Genomic DNA, 19,924 nt, shown 5'->3' on the forward strand with positions numbered 1-19,924 from the left:
GAGGTGAGACTCTGGTCGAAGAGGAACAGCAGGAACGGCAGGAACAGGAACAGCAGCGCGCCGCTGACTCGATGGAGGATCGACAATATCGCCGCCAAGGGCATGCGATATTTCATCGTGATATCGCCGAATCCGATGTTCCGGTATTCGGGTTGGCGTCGCGTTCGGGACGTAGTCATGGAAGGATACGGATCAACCGTTCATCGAAGGTGTGGCGGCCAGTAGCGACAGGCCTGCCACACTCGTCAACAGGCACCGCAACGCGAAATACCAGGCCGGAATGAAATCCTTTCTCCACAGGACGCCGTCGACGGCCGCGCAGGCGACGAGCACGATCGCTATTCCCGTGAGCCGCGCGCCGATGCCAGGCATCATGAGCACGGCCCACGCCATCAATGCGGGAATCACGCTCCACCCGTAGAGAACACGCTGGCGGGGCGGCGATTCGGCTGCACGCAGCGCAACACCCCAATGCACGGCGCCGACGAACGACGCGATACACGCGGCGTAGTTCAGCAGCGCGTGCACGTAATCGTCATTGGCAGCCGACGCGTGGACACTCAGCCACGACAGCGCGATGAATGGCACGAGGCCGGCCAGCGCCAACGCTGCGGGCACGCGGTAACGACGCAGGACCGCACGCATGGTCATGGCCTCGGCGGAACGATCAGCGCGCCCTGACCGCCATCGACGCCGAATTGCTGGCCGGTCACCCATGATGCATCGTCGCTCAACAGGAACGCCGCAAGCGCGGCGGGATCGTCGCCGGCGCCGAGCCGTCCGAGCGGATTGGCGTCCGCGAGGCGCTTCGCGACCTGCGGCGCACTGGTCAGACGCGCGGACATCGCCGAGGCGATCAGGCCGGGATGAATGCAGTTGACGCGAATCCCGCGCGCCGCGTAGGTGGCGGCCGCCGACTGCGCGAGCGCGGCCACCGCGGCTTTCGCGCTGGCGATGGCTTCATGGTTCGGGAAGCCGGCTCTCGAAGCGACGCTGCCGAACAGCACCGCACTGCCCCCTGCCCGAGCGGCGAGCAACACGCGGACGAACGCGCGCAATGCGTTCCATGCCGAGAAGTAATTCGCCGCGAACGCGTCGTGCAGTTCCGCATCCGAAGTCGAATGCATCGGCTTGACGACGATCGAGCCGACGCAATGCGTGAGCCCGTCGGGCACGCCGAAGCGCTCGATGCCCGTCTCGAGCGCGCGATCGAGCGCAGTCGCGTCAGTCGCGTCGGCAGGCGCAACGACCACACGTTCGCGCGACATCGTCTCGGCAAGGGCGCCGAGACGATCCGCGTTTCGTGCGGTGAGCACCATTGAAACGCCCTTGGCGTTCAAACGACGCGCGAGTGCGCTGCCAACGGCCCCCGTTGCACCGCAGATCCAGACAAAAGCCATGGTGACTCCTGTTGCGAGCATCCGTCCCGTACGGCGCCCCCGGCGCCTGCATGCGCGGCGCTCAACGACCGCCGCGCGATGCGCGACCGGGTCGCGTCATGCCATTGATTACGGACTTCATTCTATGCCATTTTTGCGCCGAATGAAGCGACATTGCGACTCACTATATGCACATGACGCAGTATATTCGGGTCAACAGTCACAGAATCCAGCCGATGACGCTCGCATGACGTAGAATTCAGGTGTGAGCGCGCAAAATTTGCGCACTATTCTGCATTTTTTAAGATGAATCAGATGACTGCATTTTCCGACTCATCCTCCACCATCGCGATCGTCGGCGCGGGAATTGCCGGCTTGGCCTGCGCGCGCGTCCTCGCCGAAGCGGGTCATCGAGTGACGGTGTTCGAGAAAAGCCGTGGAGTGGGCGGGCGAACGAGTACGCGTCGCGCGGACGGCTGGCAGGCCGATCACGGCGCGCAGTATTTCACTGCGCAACATCCGGCATTCGCCGCCGAAGTCGCGCGATGGGTCGCCAGCGGCGCAGCCGCCCCGTGGGCCGCACGCGTCGCATCGATTGGCTCGCTCGGGCCGCGGGAATTGCTCGCGCCAGCTCAGCGATATGTGGGCGTGCCGGGCATGACTGCACCGGCGCGGCATCTGTCTGTGGGAATCGAGACGGTGCTCGAGACCACGATCACCGAGTTGATGCACGACGAACAGGGCTGGCGACTGATCTCGGCCGAGCGGGGTGCGCTGGCCGTGCATCACGATGTCGTCATCGTTGCAGTCCCGGCGCCGCAGGCCGTACCGCTCCTGCGGCGCGCCGAACCGGGTCTCGCGGTGATCGCCCAGCGTACCGAGATGCGCCCGGCCTGGGCAGTGATGGCGCAGTGCGGCCATTTGCCCGATCCGGGCTTCGACGCCGCATTCGTCAATTTCGGTCCGCTCGGCTGGATCGCCCATGACACATCCAAGCCGGGGCGCACCGGCGTGAGCACCTGGGTGCTGCACGCGACGCCCGAGTGGAGCCAGGCTCATCTGGAGGCACCGCCCGAGCGGATCACGCGCACGCTGCTGGACGCCTTTCGAGACATCGTGGGCGCCACCGCCGACACGGCAACCGCCCATCGCTGGCGCTATGCCGAGCTGGCGCCGTCGTCTGTCGCGGCTCCCGGCCGATTTGCGTGGCGGGCGGGGCCGCGCATCGGACTGTGCGGCGACTGGCTGGGCGGCGGCAAGATCGAAGGCGCATGGCTCAGCGGCACCGGCCTCGGCAGCGCGGTGGCCGACACCCTGATCACGCACTGAGCGGCACCGCTCGGCTCGCTGCCGCATTGTGGCTGCGACCCGAGCGCGCCTTCGCTTGCCGGCCCGGGTTGCTGCGCTCGCGTGATGCCTCGCCGTTCAAACCACGTCGAACACTCGAACCCGCTTCGCTTCGCGAACGCGCCGCTCGGCGGTCGGCAGGATTGCGCCGGCGCGAGGCAATGGAGATCATTGGCGATCCAAAGCGAATGACGCACTCACGCCGTACGCGCACGCTTCGCACACGTCGTTTTCGACGAGGGCGGCCGATGACCGAACGGCCTATAGCGATTCGATATTCCGTACGACGCCGTCCGCCTGCATGCGAATCGCTTCGAGCGCCTCGTTATCGAAACGCGCGAGCTGCCGATAGACCATCGCAAGCCGATGGTTGTGTTGCAGCGCGTCCCTGTGCCGATCGAAAAAGTCCCAGTACAACGCGTTGAACGGGCATGCGCGCGCACCGGTTCGGGCGTTGCGGTCGTACGCGCAGCCCTTGCAGTAATTGCTCATCCGATGGATGTACGCGGCGCTGGAAACGTAGGGCTTGGTTGCCATTGCGCCGCCGTCGGCGAATTGACTCATGCCGAGCGTGTTCGGCATCTCGACCCATTCGAACGCATCGATATAGACACCGAGATACCACTCATGCACCGCGTGCGGATCCAGCCCGGCCAGCAGCGCAAAGTTGCCGATCACCATCAGCCGCTGGATATGGTGCGCATGCGCGTCTTCGAGCGACTGCCGCAACGCATGCGACATGCAGGCCATTCGCGTGCGGCCATTCCAGAACCAATGCGGCAACGGGCCGCGATGACCGAACGCATTGCTTTTTTCATAGCCCGGCATGCGTGCCCAGTACACACCTCGCACGAACTCGCGCCAGCCCAGTATCTGCCGAATGAACCCTTCGACCGCGGCAAGCGGTGCCGCGCCACTGCGATACGCGTGCTCGGCCCGCGCGACGACTTCGCGCGGATTCAACATTTTCACATTGAGCGCGAACGACAGCATCGAGTGGAACAGTCGCCGAGCACTCCCATGCATCGCGTCCTGGAACTGCCCGAAAAACGGCTGTGCGTGCCGGATGAAGGCGTCGAGGCAGGCGAGCGCTTCGGCTCGATCGACGGGCCAGCGGAAGTCGTCGGCCGACGGCTCCCCGAAACTGCGCACTTCAGCCGCCACGATCTGCCGCCACAGCGCGCGATGATCGTGATGCGGACGCCAGTCGGCCGGTTCCGCAGGCGAGCCGGACCAAGCCTGGCGGTTTTCGGCATCGTAGTTCCATTGGCCGCCTGCCGGCCGCCCTTCCCCGTCGAGCAATACGCGATGGCGCACGCGCATGTTCCGGTAGAAGCGATCCATGATCCATGATCGGCCCGTTCCGAGCACCCGCCCGACCTCGTCGCGCGTCGTGTAGAAATGACCGGTATCGACCGCGCGAACCGGCACGCTCGCCGCTGCCGCATAGGCGCTCAGTTGCTGGTCGACACGCCATTCGTCGGGCAGCAGATACTCGATGCACGCTGCGCCGTGAAGCTCGGCGATACTGTCCAGGTTGGCGGGAATGGCCTGGCGATTGAGCGGGTCGTCGATCTCGATGTAGTGCACGCGATGGCCCGCATCGCGCAACAGCTTCGCGAAGCGACGCATCGCCGCAAAGATGGCAATCAGCTTCTGAGCGTGATGGAGCGTGTAGTCGGTCTCCTGCCGAACTTCCATCAGCACGTAGATCGTGTCGGCCCGGACATCGGAAAACCAATGATGATTCGGGTCCAGCTGGTCGCCGAGGACAAGCCTTAATGTCTTCATGGAACGCTTCGCCATTGATGATCGCTGCCTGGGTTGTCGAGACACCTGCATCGCCGCCTCGCGGCACGCCCCACGCCAGATCCTGTCGCCGCGTCACGACCACGCTCGCCCGTCCGTCGGCGGCGCTGTCTGGAAACGCCCGCGTCATTGCGCATCGAACGAAACACCTTGCCCCTCCTAGCTAGCGCCCCGCACCGCGCGACCTGACTGACCTCGCGACACCGAGCGGTGCCGCTCCGAAGCATTCTAGTCGGCTCGCACTTCGCGAACCAGCTTTCCAGGTAAAAATCCGCTGTTTGAATCACTTTCCTGCTTCAAATTTCAGGCAAACTGCGTACAATCCTGAGACAACTGTACGTCGACTTTAGGAGAGCAACGATGCCCCCTCGCAAGGATCGCGATACTCCTCACCGCTATCGCAGCGGTGAGGCCGCGCGTCTGGCGCGCATGCCGGCAGCAACGCTGAGGATCTGGGAAAGGCGCTATGACGTGATTGCTCCGCCCAAAACGCCGTCCGGACAAAGGATGTACTCGGACGACGACGTACAGCGAATTCGTTTGCTGAAAGCGCTCGTCAATCAGGGCCACGCGATCGGCTCGATCGCCAGCCTGAGCCGCGAGGAACTCGAGGCGTTGTCGGTGACGAATACGCGTGGCCCGGCGTTTCCCGAGGCGGCGGTGAGCCTCGCGGTCATCGGTGCGCTTTCGATTTCGGAAGCCGCGGTAGAGCGAATGGGAATCCGGATCGCCGCACGAATCGACTCGCTTGAGGACGCGAGCGAGCATGCGAGTACGCCAGTAGACGCCCTCATCGCGACGACCACGTCGCTCCATGAGGATGTCGTCTCGCAGCTCGCTGCGTTGGCGCAAAAGCTCAACGCGCATGCCGTGGCCGTCGTGTACGCGTTCGGCACCGCAGAGGCGGTCGAGCTGGCGCGTCTGTCGGGGTTCGAGCTTTTCCGGTCGACGGAAGGCCAGACCAACCCCGCATCCATCATTTCGAGACTGGCGCAAGCCGTCGTCAAGGCGCGCCAGTCGAACGAGGCGGATCGCGGGCTTTGGCTGCGCACGCGGCGACGCTTCGACGAAGCGACGCTGGCGTCGCTCAGCGGCCTGTCCACCACCGTCAAATGCGAGTGTCCGCGTCATCTCTCCGAATTGATCATGCAGCTCGGTGCGTTCGAGCGATACAGTGATGAATGCGTGTCACGATCGCCGGCCGATGCGTTGCTGCACCGCCACCTCGGAGACGCAGCAAACCGCGCGGCCGAATTGCTCGAGACGGCGCTTGCCATCATTCTTCGCGAAGAGGGATTGGGCGGAACGACGCCGGAGCTGAAGGCGCTGTAGCGCGGCAAGCGCCGCCGACTGTTCCGACCTGCCCGCGACGATAGGTGGCGATGCTGCGCAGCACACTTGTCAAGCGCATCGTCGCGCGCAATGTGCTGGCAACGAGTGCCACCCTCTTGCGACGCGTTCGTCGTTGAGCGGCGACGCCGCGGGTTTGTCCGACCGCACGACAAGCCGTCGATCCAGGACCGGCACACCTGCGGGTACAACGCAGGGCTTTCCTCGATCATCGAGCCGGAACCGAAGAGCGAGCCACCGCGGCAGGGGTTGTCGGCTGCCCGCTCGCGGTTCCAGCATTCGACGCCTTCGCGACGCGATCCGTGAACGCGGAGAGATCGTCGAGCACTGACGCCACCCCTCTCAACGGCGCGCCCAGAACACCGACGATCGACGCATGGCTCACGTTCCCGTAACGCATGACCACGACGGAGTCGCCCATGTCTTGCAATGCGCGCGCGAAGCGGTACGTGTTGCCGGGCTCGACCACCGTGTCGTTCTCCGCGACTGCCAGCCACATCGGCGGCTCTGTACCCTGAACGAATCGAATCGGCTGGCTCGCCGCACGCGCTTCCTGCGGGAATATCTTTTCAAGCGTTGCATCACGCAGCGGCAGGAAGTCATAAGCGCCGGCCAGACCAATCACGCCGGCGATATCGCTCTTCTGCATCTCCTGTGCCGCCAGATAGCGGCCGTCGGTCGCAAGCAATGCGGCAATCTGGGCGCCCGCGGAGTGCCCCATCAGAAACAGGCGACGCGGATCGCCGCCGAACGCAACTGCGTGCTCGCGTGCCCACGCCACCGCCTGCGCCGCATCGTCGACGAAACCGGGAAAGGTGGTCGCCGGATACGTCCTATAGTCGGGCAACACGGCAACAAAACCCCTCGACGCCAAGGCCTCTCCCACGAACAGATAGTCCTTGCGCTCACCGGACTGCCAGCTTCCGCCGTAAAGGAACACGACCACAGGCGCGCCCGCATTCGCATCGGCCGGCCAGTGATGCAAGACGCGCGCGGGCAAGTAGACGTCGAGCACTTGACGCTCGCCGGGTCCGTACGGGATATCTGCGAAAAGACTGAACGTGTACCTCGGCGTTAGCGCGTTCAGAAGCCGCACCGGACTACACGCGCAGAGGAAACCGACCGCGAGCAGCACCGACAGGACGGTCAGTCCGGCTTTCATGTTCATGCAAATCTCCTTACCTGACGATTCCGGTCGCATCCGCCGCCGTGTATGGGGATTTACGGAACTTGCGCGGACGCGGATGCATGCATCGCACGACAGCCGACACCCGCCGTCCAGGAGCTACAAGCGGATGTTCATTGTTCGGGCGCCGGCACGCTCAGGCAATCTAGCGTCTCGTTCGAACGCCCTGCCCGGATGCCGCCCCGTTGGCCCGTCGGCCCGGTTCAATCCCCGACGCTGCGCGACATCAGGCGCGCTATCCCAATGCGTCGCAGCGGCAACATCGTAAGCGGCCGTGCAGTCCACAGCGCTACCGGCCGCCGGGTGCCCCCTCAACGGCATCCAGATATTCCCTTCGCAAGTGCATCCGTCCGCAATGCAGCGTCGTATTGGAGATGAGAATCGACGCCGAATGCCGACAATCGCTCCCTGCAAAGCTATCGTCTGGCAATGGTTCCGCTCGTCGACGATATTGAGAGCCGTCTGCCATGAACGTTCTACCTGCCACTTTCCCCGAGATGCAACGTCGCCGTGGCGGCTGGATCGATTTCGCTTGTCGTCGAGGGCGACGTAGCGCTTTGCTCGGCGCGCACATATGTGCACCACTGATGCACGCGGCATGGCGACCATGCCGTTACTGATCCCGCGCGAACGATTATGACAAGTGCTACGAATCAAGGAACGTCGAGCACGCCAGCGCTGGGCGCCGTTCGCGTGTACGTCTACCTTGCGACGACCCAGATAGGATGGCTGGCATGCGTGATGACTGCCGCATCGCAACGCGCCGCGTGGGGAGTCGCGTATGCGCTGATCGCGACGGTCGGCCATCTTCTCTTCGCGCGCCGACCGTCCTCCGAGGCGCGGCTCGTCCTCACGGTCACCGTGTCCGGATGGTTATGGGACAGTGCCGTTGCGCATTCCGGCCTGCTTGTATACCCGAACGGCGTTTTGCTCGAAGGAACGGCGCCGTACTGGCTTGCGGGGCTATGGGCGCTGTTCGCGATTCAACTCAATACTTTGCTGCACTGGCTCCGGGAGCGACCGCTCATCTCGGTGCTCGTCGGCGCATTCGCAGGCCCGGCGTCCTTTCGCGCAGGTGCGGCGCTGGGGGCCGTTCATTTCAAGGATCCGACTGCAGCGCTCGTCGTTATCGCAACCGGCTGGGCGTTTATCTTGCCGGCCGCGCTCGCGATTGCACGCCATTGGGACGGAGTAACGCCCCTTTCTCCGCCAACAATCCGCGCAGACGTCATGAATGACGCCCGGGCCGAATAGAGACATTGGCTCGATAGAGCCGGAAATTCACAAGCTCGCTTCATCTCCGATTCTCCGATCCCGTTCACATTGCCAACGCACCTTCTCAGGCAACGCACATGACCAGCTCCGAATTGCCGTATCAATCCCGCCCCGTTATCGTATGGTTTCGTGACGATCAGCGGCTCAGCGACAATCCCGCACTTTCTCATGCGGTCAGTACCGGCCATCCTGTTGTTTGCGCATATGTATACGACCCTGCCCCGAAGCTCGGGCGTCCCATGGGTGGCGCGCAACGGTGGTGGCTGCACGAGTCCTTGAGAAAACTCGATGACGCGCTTTCCGCTCTCGGTGGCTCGCTGATCGTGCTTCGCGGCAACGAACATGAAGCCATCATGAGTCTCGCCCTCGAGACCCAGGCGGCAATGGTTTTGTGGAATCGCCGCTACTCGAAAGCGCAAACGGAAATAGATGCATCGATCAAGAAAGACTTGATCGGCCGCGGAATCGAAGTTTCAACATTCAATGGCCATCTTTTGCGGGAACCTTGGACAGTCACCACACGTGAAGGCTTGCCGTTCCAGGTGTTCAGCGCGTACTGGAGAGCCGCTCAGCGCGATGATTTTTCCCCGCCATGTCCACTATCGGCGCCCTCTCGGATCACGTTCTTTGCCCTCTCCAAAAACGTCAGCGCACACCTCTGTACGCTTGCCGAGCTTGCACTGCAGCCCTCAACGCCTGACTGGGCCGAGGGGCTGCGTGCGACCTGGCGATGCGGCGAGGATGCTGCTGGACATCAACTTGAGGCCTTCATTGAAAACTCGTTTTCCGATTATGCCGGCGCACGAGATTTTCCAGCCACTCAAGCGACGAGCCGGCTTTCTCCCTATCTTCGCTTTGGCAACATCTCGGCTCGGCAAGTGTGGTACGCGACGTTATCAGCGGTAGACGCAATGCGAAGCAGGCGAGTTGTTCGCATTGAAGATTCCCAAAAAGAGTCGTTTAGCAAGTTCTTCAGTGAGCTCGGATGGAGAGAATTCTCGTATTATCTTCTCTATCACTGCAAACCCCTCCATCAGTTCAATTTTCGGCCTCAGTTTGACTCCATGCCGTGGCGCACCGACGCAAAGGCGCTTCGCATGTGGCAAATGGGAAAAACAGGATACCCGCTGGTAGACGCCGGCATGCGCGAGCTTTGGCACACTGGCTGGATGCACAACCGCGTGCGCATGGTGACAGCGTCATTTCTCACAAAGCACTTGCTCATCGATTGGCGTGAGGGCGAAGCATGGTTCTGGGATACGCTGGTTGACGCCGATGAGGCAAGCAATCCCGCCGGGTGGCAATGGGTTTCAGGAAGCGGCGCCGACGCAGCCCCGTATTTTCGAATCTTCAATCCTGTTTTGCAGGGGAAAAAATTCGATCCGAAAGGCGAATACACGCGGCGGTGGGTGCCCGAACTCTCCGCACTCCCCGCCGAATCCGTCCACAGCCCATGGACCGCTTCTACTGAAGCGCTGCAAGAAGCATCCATCAGTCTCGGCGCAAGTTATCCATTTCCGATCGTGGATCACCAGCTTGCACGCGCGCGAGCCCTCAGCTCGTTAGATCTCCTGGATACCCAAAGCCAAAGGAAGTGATCCTCGGTCGTTATCGAGAAGGTACGGGACGGCACGGGCAACTTCGGCTACAACCCGGCCACCGGCAAGTTCGTCGATCTCGTCGAAGCCGGTATCGTCGATCCCACCACGGTGACGCGCACTGCGCTGCAAGATCGATCGCTGCGATCGAGCACGAATCGTCGGTTGCAACGTTCGGGCTCGACCGTGCGAAAGAAGCGCCCCGACGACACACCGGGGTCGATGTGATGTGCAGGAGCGTGCCGCCCGCTTCCGCACATCACGTTCTCTGTCAGATACAGGCTGAAGTATCAGGGCATCAGCACGGAGTCGACCACGTGAATCACGCCATTGGACTGCATGACATCGCCGATCGTTACGTGCGCGACGTTACCCTTGTCGTCGGTGATGGCCAGCCCGTTCGTGCCACGGCTGACGATCAGGGCATCACCTTCGACTGTCTTCAGCGTCGCCTTGCCGCCACCTTGGTCGACCGCCTTGGCAAGGTCGAGTGCCGTGAGTCGTCCGGGTACGACGTGATACGTGAGCACCTTGACGAGCACACCCTTGTTCTCCGGCTTCAATAACGTCTGCACCGTGCCAGCCGGCAACGCGGCGAATGCCTCGTTGGTCGGTGCAAATACCGTGAACGGCCCTTTGCTCGACAATGTGTCGACCAGCCCCCCGGCCTTGACCGCTTCGACCAACGTCGTGTGATCATGAGAATTCACCGCGTTTTCGACGATGTTCCTGGACGGGTACATTGCAGCGCCGCCCACCTCGACCGTCTGCTCCATCGACATGGATCCTGCCTTGGCGGCCTGCGCGTAAATGCACGTTGCGAATACAAGGGCGAGCGCCGCGCCCCCCAGTTTTGCTTTGCTGCCAGATTTCATTTGGGTTCTCCGGGAAATTTCCGCTGTTGGCTGGAAGCATTCGGATATACGAGTCGAACCGCGCAGCGGATGCGCGGTTGACCACTTCATCGTGACCAGATCTGCGGCCGGGGGACTGCCAAGGGTGTCGAAACCATGTCCATCTGCGGACGTCACTGCATCCGTTCTTGCTTTGCCGCCGTATACGGGTGTGCCATCCAGCCAAGGTGCTTGGCGTCCCACCTCGGGAAATGGCGTCGCGATGGCATCCAGAGGAGACAACTCATGAAGCGTTCCATTGGTATCGCAGTTGCCGCAGCGGCGCTGTTCGCGCTCAGCGCTTGCGGAGGCGGAGATGACATTGCTCCAGCGGTCGCGCAACACCCGGAGAATCAGGCCATCTGGGCCGCGCTCGGTGGAGATTCGGCTGCCCCCGGCGTGGTGGCCGGCGTGGTCAATGCAGCTGTCGCAGGCCTTTTGGCGGACCCGGTCGAGGCGCCCTATTTTGCGGCGGTAACCGGTAATGCCAGCCACAGCAGTGCAGCCCATGACACCCCCGCACGGCTTGAAGCATGCCTCACGCTGCAGTTTGAATCGCTCCTCGGCGGTCCGTACACCTACCCTGGCCCGGTCAAGGTCGCTGGAGACATCGACTCCCAGCCGGAGATGTGCCAAGACATGACGGCTGCCCATAACGACGTCGGCGTTCCCGGCTGCGTGTTCGACCAGTTCATGGTGGATCTCGTCGCGACGCTGCAAAGCAAACTCTCGGCCGCAGACTTTGCAGCGCTGACGTCGACGACAAACGGAACGTACGCGCTCACCGAGAAAAATTCAGCCGGCATCCCGGTTGGCACGAAGTTCCAGTTCAGTGCGGTACCAACCCTGTTCAACCTGCGTAGTACCGTAATCAACGCCACGCCCGGCGGCCCGGTGTATCTTCCCCCGACGGTTGCAACATCATGCACGGGCTGACTGCGGTGCGCAGAACTCACGTGATTGCCTGGCTCACTGCGGCAATCCTCGTGAGTGTTGCCGGGATCGGCTGGTTGCACACGTCACAGGGGCGACGGCTCCTCACCGAGCTTGGCGTGCAGTGTCCAGTTGATTCCGTCGATACCCGAACGGTGCTGTCGATTCGAAACAAAGCCATTGTGCTTGAGAAAGGCGTAGCAGCGGCCCCCCACCGTCCTGCGTTCGGCCTGCAGCTTGATCGCAGTACCGAAGCAGAAGTGTTGGAAAGAATGTCGCAGGACAAAGCGCAGTGTCTCGAATTGTCCCGAGGCTTGCGCTACCTGCGCTGTCGGGGGGTGCCTGCAGAAACGCTCGGCTCGCATGGCCCACCAGTGAGCGAAATATGGTTCAGCTTCGCGCCGGATCGCACGCTGATGGCCATCAATGTGTACCGTCGCGACATGTCCGTAGCTGAAACACGGCAGAGCTGGCAGATCGCCGTCCAGAATCTGCGCAATTTGCTCGGTGCGCCAACATCCGTGTCTGGAGATACAACGCTGGAATCGCTTATAGGCAAACCCGTGGCGGTTGCACGGGTGAGCTACGCCTATTCGGATTACGTTGCGACAGTTACCGCATCCCACTTGCCATACGGGGGATTGGCAGTCCGCGAGCAGTATATGTCGACCGCGGTCAAGCAAGAAGGATGAAGACTCGGACGAGATGCCCGACCACGGTCCGGCATCTCGCGAACCTCACCGCTGGTGAAGATCGCCGGGAGTCAGTAAGCGAATCAGTTCGCATTCCAGCTACGACGACGTTCCAATTCAGCATCCGTTTGTTAGAACTCTTAATAATGTAACCAGTATAAAAATCGCCCCGACGACAAAGCGACTCACTTACTGCGCCGGCTTGTTCCACCGACTAACCCGCGCTCGCGCGTCCACACGATCGCCTCGCCGCGCCTGTCCACGTCGAGCACCGCGAAGCCGTCGGCCGTGACCTCGCCAAAAAAGCATGAGCCTGCACGCAAGAACGAGCCATTAGAAATTGCGCGCCAGGCCGACCATGAACATGTCCTGATCCTTGTCGTTGCCCGTTGCGACACGATTGAAGCGCAAGCTGGCAGCCCAATCGTTCGTGACCTGATAGCTCACCTGCGCGCTGAGCAAGGCATTGAGTCTCGTCTTGCTCGAGACTTCGTCCCGATCGCGCGAGAGATACGGACCTACGCCTGCGGAAAGCGTCCATTTGCTCTTGATCGGCGCGACGTACCAGAGTTGCGCTGCCACGCCTCTTCGACCGGCGACGCCATTATTGCCTTCGTAGACGAAGCTCGCCGAATAGGCCCACGCATTGCCGAGCGGCCGCTTGACCTCGACCATATACCCTTTTTCGATCGGCACTTGAGGACGGTTCGTCTGCGACGTCCCGGCCCAAACGCCAACCTGAGTCTTGCCGTCCGAAAGCGCGGGGCCGGGATCGCCGCCGAAATCCGAGCCGATGCCGAAGAGCACTGCGTCGGAATTGAATCCGCCGATCATCTGGACGTGGTTGTACTGGACCTTGAGGAAGAAGCGGTTGGGAACGACGTAATACCGCACCCCTGCCGACGCACGCAGACCCCAGCGCTTGTCGTTGCGCACCGCGTTGTCGACATGCGTCGTGTCCATGCTGAAATACGGTCCCGCCGAGAATTCGAGCGCCACGCGGTTGCCGACCGGCCAGCGAAACGAACCCAGGGCGGCGAAGCCGTCACGGTGGTGATCCAGGGGATGCCCCTCGTTCACATACGCGAGGTAGACCGAGAGGTAGTCATTCAAGACGTCGCCGAAGCCGACTTCGTAGGCGCGCCAATGCATGTCGCCGCCCTCGGTCGCGCGTCCGTCGCCATACACGGCATAGACGTTGATTTTTCTTTCAGTTGGCTTGACCCCGGTCGCCAAGCTCGACGGACTGTCCTCGGCGTGAACGTGGCCTGGGCCGGCCAGAATTGCCAGACCGGCGATCGAGCTTGTGAGCACGAAGCGCGAATAGATGCGACGGCACTGTCCCATTTGGACACCCCCTCACTCTGGTCACAGCGATTTCCTGGACAAGCTGACAGCGATTATAGGCTGCCTCGGGTAACAGGGGCCAGGCCAGTCGCTACGCCGGTTGTAGCGTTTACGAGCGGCTCTCGCGATCGGTTGATGCCGGCATGGGTGGCAGTTCCTTCAACTTGCATTTCGCTGAACGCGGCCGTGTCATTCATGGCGACACCCTATCCGCAGGTCGCTGAACCTTGTCACGTGAAAGCGCCGCTCGGGCAAGGCTGCTCGCCATGTTACCGGCCATGTGGATTGAGACGGCCGCCCGGGATCACGAATCAGCTTGCGCGGAACCGATCCGAAAGACCGAGACAGTCGCCTCCAGCTGCCCCGCCTGCTCCTTCAGCGACAGCGCGGCCGCCGACGCCTGCTGAACCAGCGCCGCGTTTTGCTGGGTCACCTGATCCATTTGCGTCACGGCCTGATTGACCTGTTCGATGCCTCTGGACTGCTCGTCGGACGCGGCCGCAATCTCGCCCATCAGCACGTGCACGCGTTGCACTGACGTCAGGATATCCGCCATCGTCCCGGTCGCGCGATCGACCTGTCGCGCACCGGTCTCGACGCGTCTCAGCGAATCCGTGATCAGTTCCTTGATCTCGCGGGACGCCGTGGCGCTGCGTTGGGCGAGCGATCGCACTTCGCCTGCGACGACCGCGAATCCGCGGCCCTGCTCGCCTGCCCGCGCCGCTTCGACCGCCGCATTCAGCGACAGGATGTTGGTCTGGAATGCGATGCCTTCGATGACGGAGATGATTTCGGCGATCTTGCCCGACGCTTCCGACAGGCCACGCATCGTGTTGACGACTTCCTGCGTCGCCTGATTGCCCTCTTCGGTCAGCAACGCCGCGTCTTGCACCACCTGATTCGCCTGTTTCGCATTCTCGGCATTCTGGCGAACCGTCGAAGTCAGTTGCTCCATCGAGGCGGCCGTTTCCTCCAGCGACGCGGCCTGCTCTTCGGTCCGTTGCGACAGGTCCATGTTTCCGGCCGTGATCTCGTGCGCGGCCGTCTCGATGGAGTGCGAGCCTTCCCGCACCACGCGAATCGTCTGCAGCAGCTTGCCTTGCATCGTCCGCAGGCCGGTCATCAGTTGCCCCATCTCGTCGGTCGAATCGACATCGATCCGCGTCGTCAGGTCGCCGCCGGCGATCGCGCTGAAATGGTCGAGTGCGTGCGCAAGCGGCGCACCGATCGCGCGCTGAAGCGACCACCACGTGAGTACAGCTGCGCCGAGCGCGACCACGATGCCGGCGATCGCGATCCCGACGAACCAGTGGAAACGCGCCTGCGCGGCATCGAACGTGACCCGGGAGGCCGTGATCTGGATTCGGCCGAGCGCGTCCATCGCGTCGGAGACGTCGATGAACAGCGACGGCGGTATGTGCCGCCAGACGTCGGGGATTTTCACGGGATCGCGCGCGTCAATGGCGCTGAACATCGGTTCGAGGCCGTTCTCGACGAGCGCGTTGAACTTCGTGTTCGCGTCGGCCGCGCGGCGCGCTTCTTCGGGGCCGGAGAGCCGCAGCGCGCGATACGCGTCCCACGCCTTTTTCGACGCGGCCAGCAGTTCCCGGGATGTCGCGGTTTCCTGCGGCACGTCGGGACTGCTCGGATCGAGCGCGATGCGATACAGCCACAGGCGGGTTCTCGACAGCGCGACATTCGCCTGGCCGAGCGCCTCCGACGATGCGAGCCGGTCGGAATAAAGCGTCTTCACATCGTCGTTGCTTATCGCTACGCCAATGACACCGATGATGCCGCCGATGACGAGCAGTACGCCGAGAAAGCCCATCGCCAGCGCCAGCCGGACGCGAATGCTGAAATTCCTGATCATGATGAGGGAAGCGTTGAGCACGAAACCGTTGCATGCGACGCATGCGTGTCCAGCCGATCGAAGGCGGCACGTGCGAGACCGATGCCACGATAACGACCGGAGCGGCGCGTGAATTAGTGCGGAACCGACAAGGAACGTTTCCGGAAACGGGGCGTTATGGGCGGAATTTCGGCGTGGTAGGTGAATCGCCTGCATCGGCCGCGAGCAACGCGTTCAACACCCGCGCGTCCGGCAACCGCTCCAGCGACAGGCACGTGTCGCTCAGCGCATCGACCTGCGCGGGGACGAGCGCGATGCCCGCCAGTGCACGAAACTTCGCCAGCAGTGCCGCATCGGACAGCGGATTGCGTGGATCCCCAAGTGCGATTGGCACGTGATACGATTGCCGCCGCCCGTCCGCGCGATGCAGGATGACGGTCGGCTCGTCGAGATCGCCGAGTGCCGGATCGACCTCGATCGCGATGCGCGCGAGCAGCGCGGTGACGCGCGAATCCGTGCGCCTGTCGTCGCGATAAGCGCCGATTCCGGTGTCGCCGAACGCAAGCGCTGCCGCAACCGCGTACGGCAGGCTCATCTGCGACGACGACAGTGTCGACAGGTCGCGGCCGCCGCACATCCGGGCCACGAATGCGCTCGCCCGCACGACCACCCGCTCGATCTCGCCGGCCTCGAACGTGCGACCTTCGGCCAGTTGCAGCGCCGCGTCGACCGCCGCATGCGCACTGCGGCACGACGCGTGCGGCTTGATCGAGCAGCGCATCAGTTTCCAGTGCACGCCGAGGCCGTCGGTCAATGCGTCGGGCGCATGCGATTGCGCGGCGAACGTGGTGAAGAAGCCGCCCCAGACGTCGTCGAACACACTGGCCGGGCCGCTCACGCCTTCGCGTGCCAGCAGCGCCGCGAGCACGCCGCCCTCCGCCGCCCGCCCGGCGTGCAGCCGCTTCGTCTGCGATCCGTCGTGGATGAAACCCCACAAGCCACCGGAGAAACTCGCCGCATGGCCGAGCGCGTCGCGCGTGCGCGCGGCGTCGAGCCCGAGCACGCGCGCGCTTGCTGCCGCCGCGCCGAACACGCCGCAACTGAGCGTCGAGTGCCAGCCGGCCCCGTTGTGGGCAGCGTAGCCGCCAGCCGCCTCGAGCACGCGCCGGCCGACGTCGTAGCCGAGCACGATCGCCGCCACGCATTCCCCGCCGGTGACGGGGTGGTCCGCGCACGATAGCGCGGCGAGCACGGCCGGCATCACCACCGCGCCCGAATGATCGCAGCCGCCGGAATCGTCGAGCTCGAGCGCGTGCGCGGCGATCCCGTTCACGAACGCTGCATCGCGTGCGCCCGCGGCCCGTCGTGTGCCCCACAGCGTCGCGCCGTCATGCGAGACCGTGCCGGTCAGCGCGCGCGCACTGCGTGTCTCGACCGCGGAGGTACCGGCCAGCGCCGAGCCGAACGTGTCGAGGATATGACGCTTCGCCTTCGCGACGACATCGTCCGGCAATGCATTGGCGTCTGTCCGCGCGACGAACGCCGCGAGCTGCGTGGCACGCGTTTCCGTCACCGTCTTCATCGCGCCGACTCGTCCGCCACGCAATGCGCGAACACGTCGACCGGATGGCCCGGCGGATTGACGGGCACCTGCGCGCGCCACCAGCGCGCGATGTCGCGCCCGGTCGCGAACCAGACGTCGCCCGCGTCGCGCAGATGCGCGAGCAACGCGCGCAGCAAGTCGATGCGCCCCGCGGTGCCGATGATCTCGGGATGCAGGCGCAGCACGCAGCACAGCCCGAAGCGGCGAAACCCGTCGACGTCTCGCCGCCAGTTGTCGAGCACGTCACGGTACGCCGCGATGCGCGGCTGGCCGGTCGGCACGGGCGGCGACAGGTTGAACTCGAAGTACGGCTCGTCCTCGAGCTCGTAGTGCAGCGGCAGCTCGACGAGCCGCGCACCGTCCACGTGGCCGTCGCCGCGCGGATGCACGTACGGCAGATCGTCGCCGCGCCACGACGACGACCACGTGAAGCCTTCCGCGACGAGCCAGTCCGCGAAGCCGTCGGCCCAGTTGCCGGTGAACGAGCGAAACCCTTCGACGTCGCGGCCGATCGTGTCCGCGAGCGCCGCGCGCCCGGTGCGGCACGCGTCGATCTGCGCGGCGAGCGGCAACGCGTCGAAGTCTTCGCAGCGATAGCCGCTCACGCCGAGTTCATGGCCGGCAGCGTCGATCTCGCGCACCGCATCCGCATGCGTCTTGGCGACGATGCCCGGGACGAACCAGCTCGCCGGCACACCGAATGCATCGAACGCATCGAGCAAGCGATCGACGCCGCGCGTCGCGCCGTAGCGCCATACCGACAACGATTTCTCGCGGCCGACGATACGCGGCTCGCGTGTCTGGATACCGTGTATGTCGTTGAAATCGACCGTGATCGCGATCGCGCAACGCGCGCCGTCCGGCCAGGCAGGAAGTGTCGTCACAGGCCGCTCCGTTGTGTCGATTGCGTGTCGGACGAGTGCTGCGTGAGCCACCAGTCGGCCACTTCGCGACAGCGCGCGAACCAGACGCCGTCCCGCGCGCGCATGTGTGCGAACCACGCTTCGAGCAGCGCGAGGCGGCCGGGCTTGCCGCAGACTTTCGGATGCAGCAGCGTCGTCAGGCACAGCCCTTCGCGGTATATACCGTCGAATTCGCGCGTCCAGTTGTCGAGCGTCGCATCGTAGCCGGCGATCCGGTCGAGCCCGGCCGGATAGTCGGGGCTGCGGTGATATGCGAGCGACGCGTAATCGTCGGTTTCCCAGCGGCCGGGAATCTCGACGAGCGGCGGCTCGCCGTCAGCGCCGGGCAGCAGGTATGGACGGTCGTCGCCACGCATCGAACTCGAATAGCGCACGCCGGCTTCGCGCAGCACGCTCACTGTCGCCGCGCTCCAGTCGCCGGACGGCGTGCGGAACCCGACCGGCCGCACGCCGAGCGTACGGTAGAGAATCTCGGCCGACTGCGCCATGATCTCGCGCTGCCGTTCGGGTTCGAGCGTCCAGAACGCTTCGTGGCGGTAGCCGTGATAGCCGATCTCGTGCCCGCGCTCGACGATCGCCGCGCATTGCGCGGGCCAGGTCCGCGCGACCCACGCGGGCACGAAGAACGTCGCGGGCAGGTCGAACGACGCGAGCACGTCGAGCAGCCGGCCGAGCGCGCGCCACGGCCCGTAGCTGCCGAGCGTGAAATACGCGGGGTTGCGCCAGATCGACCCGTTCAGCATCGCGTCGCCGGTCGGGCCGTCGAGATCGAACGCGAGCGCGACGCACGCGCGCTTCGCGTCCGGCCAGCGGGGAGCCAGCTCCGTCATCGCGCGCTCAGTGCGTGCCGTTGATCATCGCCTTCGTCACCGCGTGCTCCTGCAGTCCCCACTTCGCCAGGATCTTCTGGTAGGAACCGTCCGCGATCAGCTGGTTGAGCGCCGTCGTCAGCGCGCCGCTCAGCGCGGTGTTGCTCTTCGCGACGCCGATGCCCGTGTATTGCGACATGAACGGCTTGCCGACCGGCGCGTAGGCGTTCTGCTCGAGGCTGTTCTGGTAAGGCAGCGTCTCGCCGCCCTGCACGGCCGCGTCGATGCGGTTCTGGCGCAGCTGCATGCGCGCATCCGACGAGCCGTCGGTGCCGACCACCACGATTGCCGGCTTGCCGGCCTTCACGCAGTTCTCCGCGCTCCACGCCGTCGTATTGTCCGGGAACGACGTGCGCCGGCTCGACCCGACGCGCTTGCCGCACAGCGCGCCCATCTGCGCGAACTCGCCCGCGCGCGTCTTCAGCACGTAGAACTGCGGCCCCGTCTCGATGTAGTCGACGAACGTCACCGCATCGCGACGCGTCGGCAGGTCGGTCATGCCGGACAGGATCATGTCGACGCGTTGCGTCGCGACCGCGCTCATCATCTGGTCGAAGCTCGTCTCGACCCAGTTCAGCTTCGCGCCCATCTTCGCGGCGAGCGCCTCGCCGAGATCGACGTCGAAGCCCGCGAGCTTGTCGGTCGCCGGGTCCTTGTATTCGAACGGCGGGTAGTTCGGCACGATCGCGACGTTCAGCGTGCGCTTGACGTTCGCGGCCTGGGCGACCGCGAAGGACGCATGAAGCGCGAGGGCGCCGAATGCGACAGCGGCCAGCGTGCGGGTCAGGACGGATGCTTTCATGGGGTGTCGCCTTGTCGTGGTGGTGTAAGGGGGTACCGCGGTGCTGCGTTGCACGTCTCGTCGGCGGCG

General features: G+C 64.0%; 17 protein-coding genes and 1 pseudogene. 6 read left to right on the forward strand and 12 right to left on the reverse strand.

Annotation, left to right across the window (positions count from 1 at the left end):
* The 3 genes and pseudogenes from BTE28158_RS13535 to BTE28158_RS13545 form a co-directional block, all read right to left on the reverse strand.
* Positions 1 to 179, reverse strand: a pseudogene (locus tag BTE28158_RS13535) (succinate dehydrogenase, cytochrome b556 subunit); the annotation flags it as partial.
* A 13-nt stretch (positions 180 to 192) separates the two neighbouring features.
* Entirely contained in the window at positions 193 to 717 is a 525-nt protein-coding gene (locus BTE28158_RS13540; RefSeq protein ID WP_239007285.1) for a DUF3429 domain-containing protein, read from the reverse strand.
* Positions 648 to 1,400 carry an SDR family NAD(P)-dependent oxidoreductase gene (locus BTE28158_RS13545; RefSeq protein ID WP_151050353.1) on the reverse strand — a complete coding sequence of 251 codons (753 nt, stop codon included), beginning with the start codon at positions 1,398 to 1,400 and terminating at the stop codon, positions 648 to 650. The genes BTE28158_RS13540 and BTE28158_RS13545 overlap by 70 nt, the downstream gene beginning before the upstream one ends.
* A gap of 285 nt (positions 1,401 to 1,685) precedes the next feature.
* Here BTE28158_RS13545 and BTE28158_RS13550 point away from each other — a divergent pair, with 285 nt between their 5' ends.
* Positions 1,686 to 2,708: an NAD(P)/FAD-dependent oxidoreductase gene (locus BTE28158_RS13550; protein WP_275404644.1), complete on the forward strand. Its 1,023-nt coding sequence runs from the start codon at positions 1,686 to 1,688 to the stop codon at positions 2,706 to 2,708.
* Positions 2,709 to 2,987: 279 nt separating this feature from the next.
* On the opposite strand, the gene BTE28158_RS13555 is transcribed toward BTE28158_RS13550, so the two are convergent.
* Positions 2,988 to 4,517 carry a cryptochrome/photolyase family protein gene (locus tag BTE28158_RS13555; RefSeq protein ID WP_151050355.1) on the reverse strand — a complete coding sequence of 510 codons (1,530 nt, stop codon included), beginning with the start codon at positions 4,515 to 4,517 and terminating at the stop codon, positions 2,988 to 2,990.
* A gap of 378 nt (positions 4,518 to 4,895) precedes the next feature.
* On the opposite strand from BTE28158_RS13555, the gene BTE28158_RS13560 reads away from it, so the two are divergent.
* Positions 4,896 to 5,867 carry a MerR family transcriptional regulator gene (locus BTE28158_RS13560; RefSeq protein ID WP_151050357.1) on the forward strand — a complete coding sequence of 324 codons (972 nt, stop codon included), beginning with the start codon at positions 4,896 to 4,898 and terminating at the stop codon, positions 5,865 to 5,867.
* A 226-nt stretch (positions 5,868 to 6,093) separates the two neighbouring features.
* Here the strand turns inward: BTE28158_RS13560 and BTE28158_RS13565 are convergent, their stop codons facing one another.
* The gene (locus tag BTE28158_RS13565; protein ID WP_151050359.1) at positions 6,094 to 7,053 is read right to left on the reverse strand and encodes an alpha/beta hydrolase; all 960 of its coding nucleotides are present in this window, start codon (positions 7,051 to 7,053) and stop codon (positions 6,094 to 6,096) included.
* 759 nt (positions 7,054 to 7,812) lie between these two features.
* On the opposite strand from BTE28158_RS13565, the gene BTE28158_RS13570 reads away from it, so the two are divergent.
* Positions 7,813 to 8,325, forward strand: a complete 513-nt coding sequence (locus BTE28158_RS13570) for a DUF2878 domain-containing protein (RefSeq protein WP_239007286.1) — start codon at positions 7,813 to 7,815, stop codon at positions 8,323 to 8,325.
* A 98-nt stretch (positions 8,326 to 8,423) separates the two neighbouring features.
* A complete protein-coding gene (locus tag BTE28158_RS13575; RefSeq protein WP_151050363.1) occupies positions 8,424 to 9,944 on the forward strand; it encodes a cryptochrome/photolyase family protein in 1,521 nt (506 codons plus the stop codon).
* Positions 9,945 to 10,234: 290 nt separating this feature from the next.
* On the opposite strand, the gene BTE28158_RS13580 is transcribed toward BTE28158_RS13575, so the two are convergent.
* Positions 10,235 to 10,819 (reverse strand): fasciclin domain-containing protein, encoded by a 585-nt coding sequence (locus BTE28158_RS13580; protein ID WP_151050364.1) that lies wholly within the window; start codon positions 10,817 to 10,819, stop codon positions 10,235 to 10,237.
* A 264-nt stretch (positions 10,820 to 11,083) separates the two neighbouring features.
* Here BTE28158_RS13580 and BTE28158_RS13585 point away from each other — a divergent pair, with 264 nt between their 5' ends.
* Both BTE28158_RS13585 and BTE28158_RS13590 read left to right on the forward strand, forming a co-directional pair.
* Positions 11,084 to 11,773 carry a hypothetical protein gene (locus BTE28158_RS13585; protein WP_059602865.1) on the forward strand — a complete coding sequence of 230 codons (690 nt, stop codon included), beginning with the start codon at positions 11,084 to 11,086 and terminating at the stop codon, positions 11,771 to 11,773.
* 20 nt (positions 11,774 to 11,793) lie between these two features.
* On the forward strand, positions 11,794 to 12,462 hold the full coding sequence (locus BTE28158_RS13590) for a hypothetical protein (protein WP_151050366.1): 669 nt from the start codon (positions 11,794 to 11,796) through the stop codon (positions 12,460 to 12,462).
* 333 nt (positions 12,463 to 12,795) lie between these two features.
* Here BTE28158_RS13590 and BTE28158_RS13595 read toward each other — a convergent pair whose 3' ends face one another.
* From BTE28158_RS13595 to BTE28158_RS13620, 6 genes are all read right to left on the reverse strand, one after another.
* Positions 12,796 to 13,809: a hypothetical protein gene (locus BTE28158_RS13595; protein WP_151050368.1), complete on the reverse strand. Its 1,014-nt coding sequence runs from the start codon at positions 13,807 to 13,809 to the stop codon at positions 12,796 to 12,798.
* A 304-nt stretch (positions 13,810 to 14,113) separates the two neighbouring features.
* Positions 14,114 to 15,679: a methyl-accepting chemotaxis protein gene (locus BTE28158_RS13600; RefSeq protein ID WP_151050382.1), complete on the reverse strand. Its 1,566-nt coding sequence runs from the start codon at positions 15,677 to 15,679 to the stop codon at positions 14,114 to 14,116.
* Positions 15,680 to 15,833: 154 nt separating this feature from the next.
* Positions 15,834 to 17,240, reverse strand: a complete 1,407-nt coding sequence (locus tag BTE28158_RS13605; protein WP_151050370.1) for an MmgE/PrpD family protein — start codon at positions 17,238 to 17,240, stop codon at positions 15,834 to 15,836.
* Positions 17,237 to 18,145: a polysaccharide deacetylase family protein gene (locus BTE28158_RS13610; protein WP_059602850.1), complete on the reverse strand. Its 909-nt coding sequence runs from the start codon at positions 18,143 to 18,145 to the stop codon at positions 17,237 to 17,239. The genes BTE28158_RS13605 and BTE28158_RS13610 overlap by 4 nt, the downstream gene beginning before the upstream one ends.
* Positions 18,142 to 19,014 (reverse strand): polysaccharide deacetylase family protein, encoded by an 873-nt coding sequence (locus tag BTE28158_RS13615; protein WP_151050372.1) that lies wholly within the window; start codon positions 19,012 to 19,014, stop codon positions 18,142 to 18,144. Before BTE28158_RS13615 ends, BTE28158_RS13610 begins: the two co-directional genes overlap by 4 nt.
* A 7-nt stretch (positions 19,015 to 19,021) precedes the next feature.
* Positions 19,022 to 19,855 (reverse strand): ABC transporter substrate-binding protein, encoded by an 834-nt coding sequence (locus tag BTE28158_RS13620; protein WP_151050374.1) that lies wholly within the window; start codon positions 19,853 to 19,855, stop codon positions 19,022 to 19,024.
* Between the last annotated feature and the right edge of the window lie 69 nt (positions 19,856 to 19,924).

Origin of the sequence: Burkholderia diffusa (assembly GCF_902499115.1) — a bacterium.
Lineage (GTDB): Bacteria > Pseudomonadota > Gammaproteobacteria > Burkholderiales > Burkholderiaceae > Burkholderia > Burkholderia diffusa.

What these genes read in the sequence shown, in the direction of transcription:
- BTE28158_RS13550 (WP_275404644.1), top strand. Translation starts at nt 1,686, where the DNA reads ATGAATCAGATGACTGCATTTTCCGACTCATCCTCCACCATCGCGATC.
- BTE28158_RS13620 (WP_151050374.1), bottom strand. Translation starts at nt 19,855, where the DNA reads ATGAAAGCATCCGTCCTGACCCGCACGCTGGCCGCTGTCGCATTCGGC.
- BTE28158_RS13555 (WP_151050355.1), bottom strand. Translation starts at nt 4,517, where the DNA reads ATGAAGACATTAAGGCTTGTCCTCGGCGACCAGCTGGACCCGAATCAT.
- BTE28158_RS13605 (WP_151050370.1), bottom strand. Translation starts at nt 17,240, where the DNA reads ATGAAGACGGTGACGGAAACGCGTGCCACGCAGCTCGCGGCGTTCGTC.
- BTE28158_RS13540 (WP_239007285.1), bottom strand. Translation starts at nt 717, where the DNA reads ATGGGTGACCGGCCAGCAATTCGGCGTCGATGGCGGTCAGGGCGCGCT.
- BTE28158_RS13565 (WP_151050359.1), bottom strand. Translation starts at nt 7,053, where the DNA reads ATGAACATGAAAGCCGGACTGACCGTCCTGTCGGTGCTGCTCGCGGTC.
- BTE28158_RS13570 (WP_239007286.1), top strand. Translation starts at nt 7,813, where the DNA reads ATGACTGCCGCATCGCAACGCGCCGCGTGGGGAGTCGCGTATGCGCTG.
- BTE28158_RS13595 (WP_151050368.1), bottom strand. Translation starts at nt 13,809, where the DNA reads ATGGGACAGTGCCGTCGCATCTATTCGCGCTTCGTGCTCACAAGCTCG.
- BTE28158_RS13600 (WP_151050382.1), bottom strand. Translation starts at nt 15,679, where the DNA reads ATGATCAGGAATTTCAGCATTCGCGTCCGGCTGGCGCTGGCGATGGGC.
- BTE28158_RS13580 (WP_151050364.1), bottom strand. Translation starts at nt 10,819, where the DNA reads ATGAAATCTGGCAGCAAAGCAAAACTGGGGGGCGCGGCGCTCGCCCTT.
- BTE28158_RS13585 (WP_059602865.1), top strand. Translation starts at nt 11,084, where the DNA reads ATGAAGCGTTCCATTGGTATCGCAGTTGCCGCAGCGGCGCTGTTCGCG.
- BTE28158_RS13615 (WP_151050372.1), bottom strand. Translation starts at nt 19,014, where the DNA reads ATGACGGAGCTGGCTCCCCGCTGGCCGGACGCGAAGCGCGCGTGCGTC.
- BTE28158_RS13560 (WP_151050357.1), top strand. Translation starts at nt 4,896, where the DNA reads ATGCCCCCTCGCAAGGATCGCGATACTCCTCACCGCTATCGCAGCGGT.
- BTE28158_RS13545 (WP_151050353.1), bottom strand. Translation starts at nt 1,400, where the DNA reads ATGGCTTTTGTCTGGATCTGCGGTGCAACGGGGGCCGTTGGCAGCGCA.
- BTE28158_RS13575 (WP_151050363.1), top strand. Translation starts at nt 8,424, where the DNA reads ATGACCAGCTCCGAATTGCCGTATCAATCCCGCCCCGTTATCGTATGG.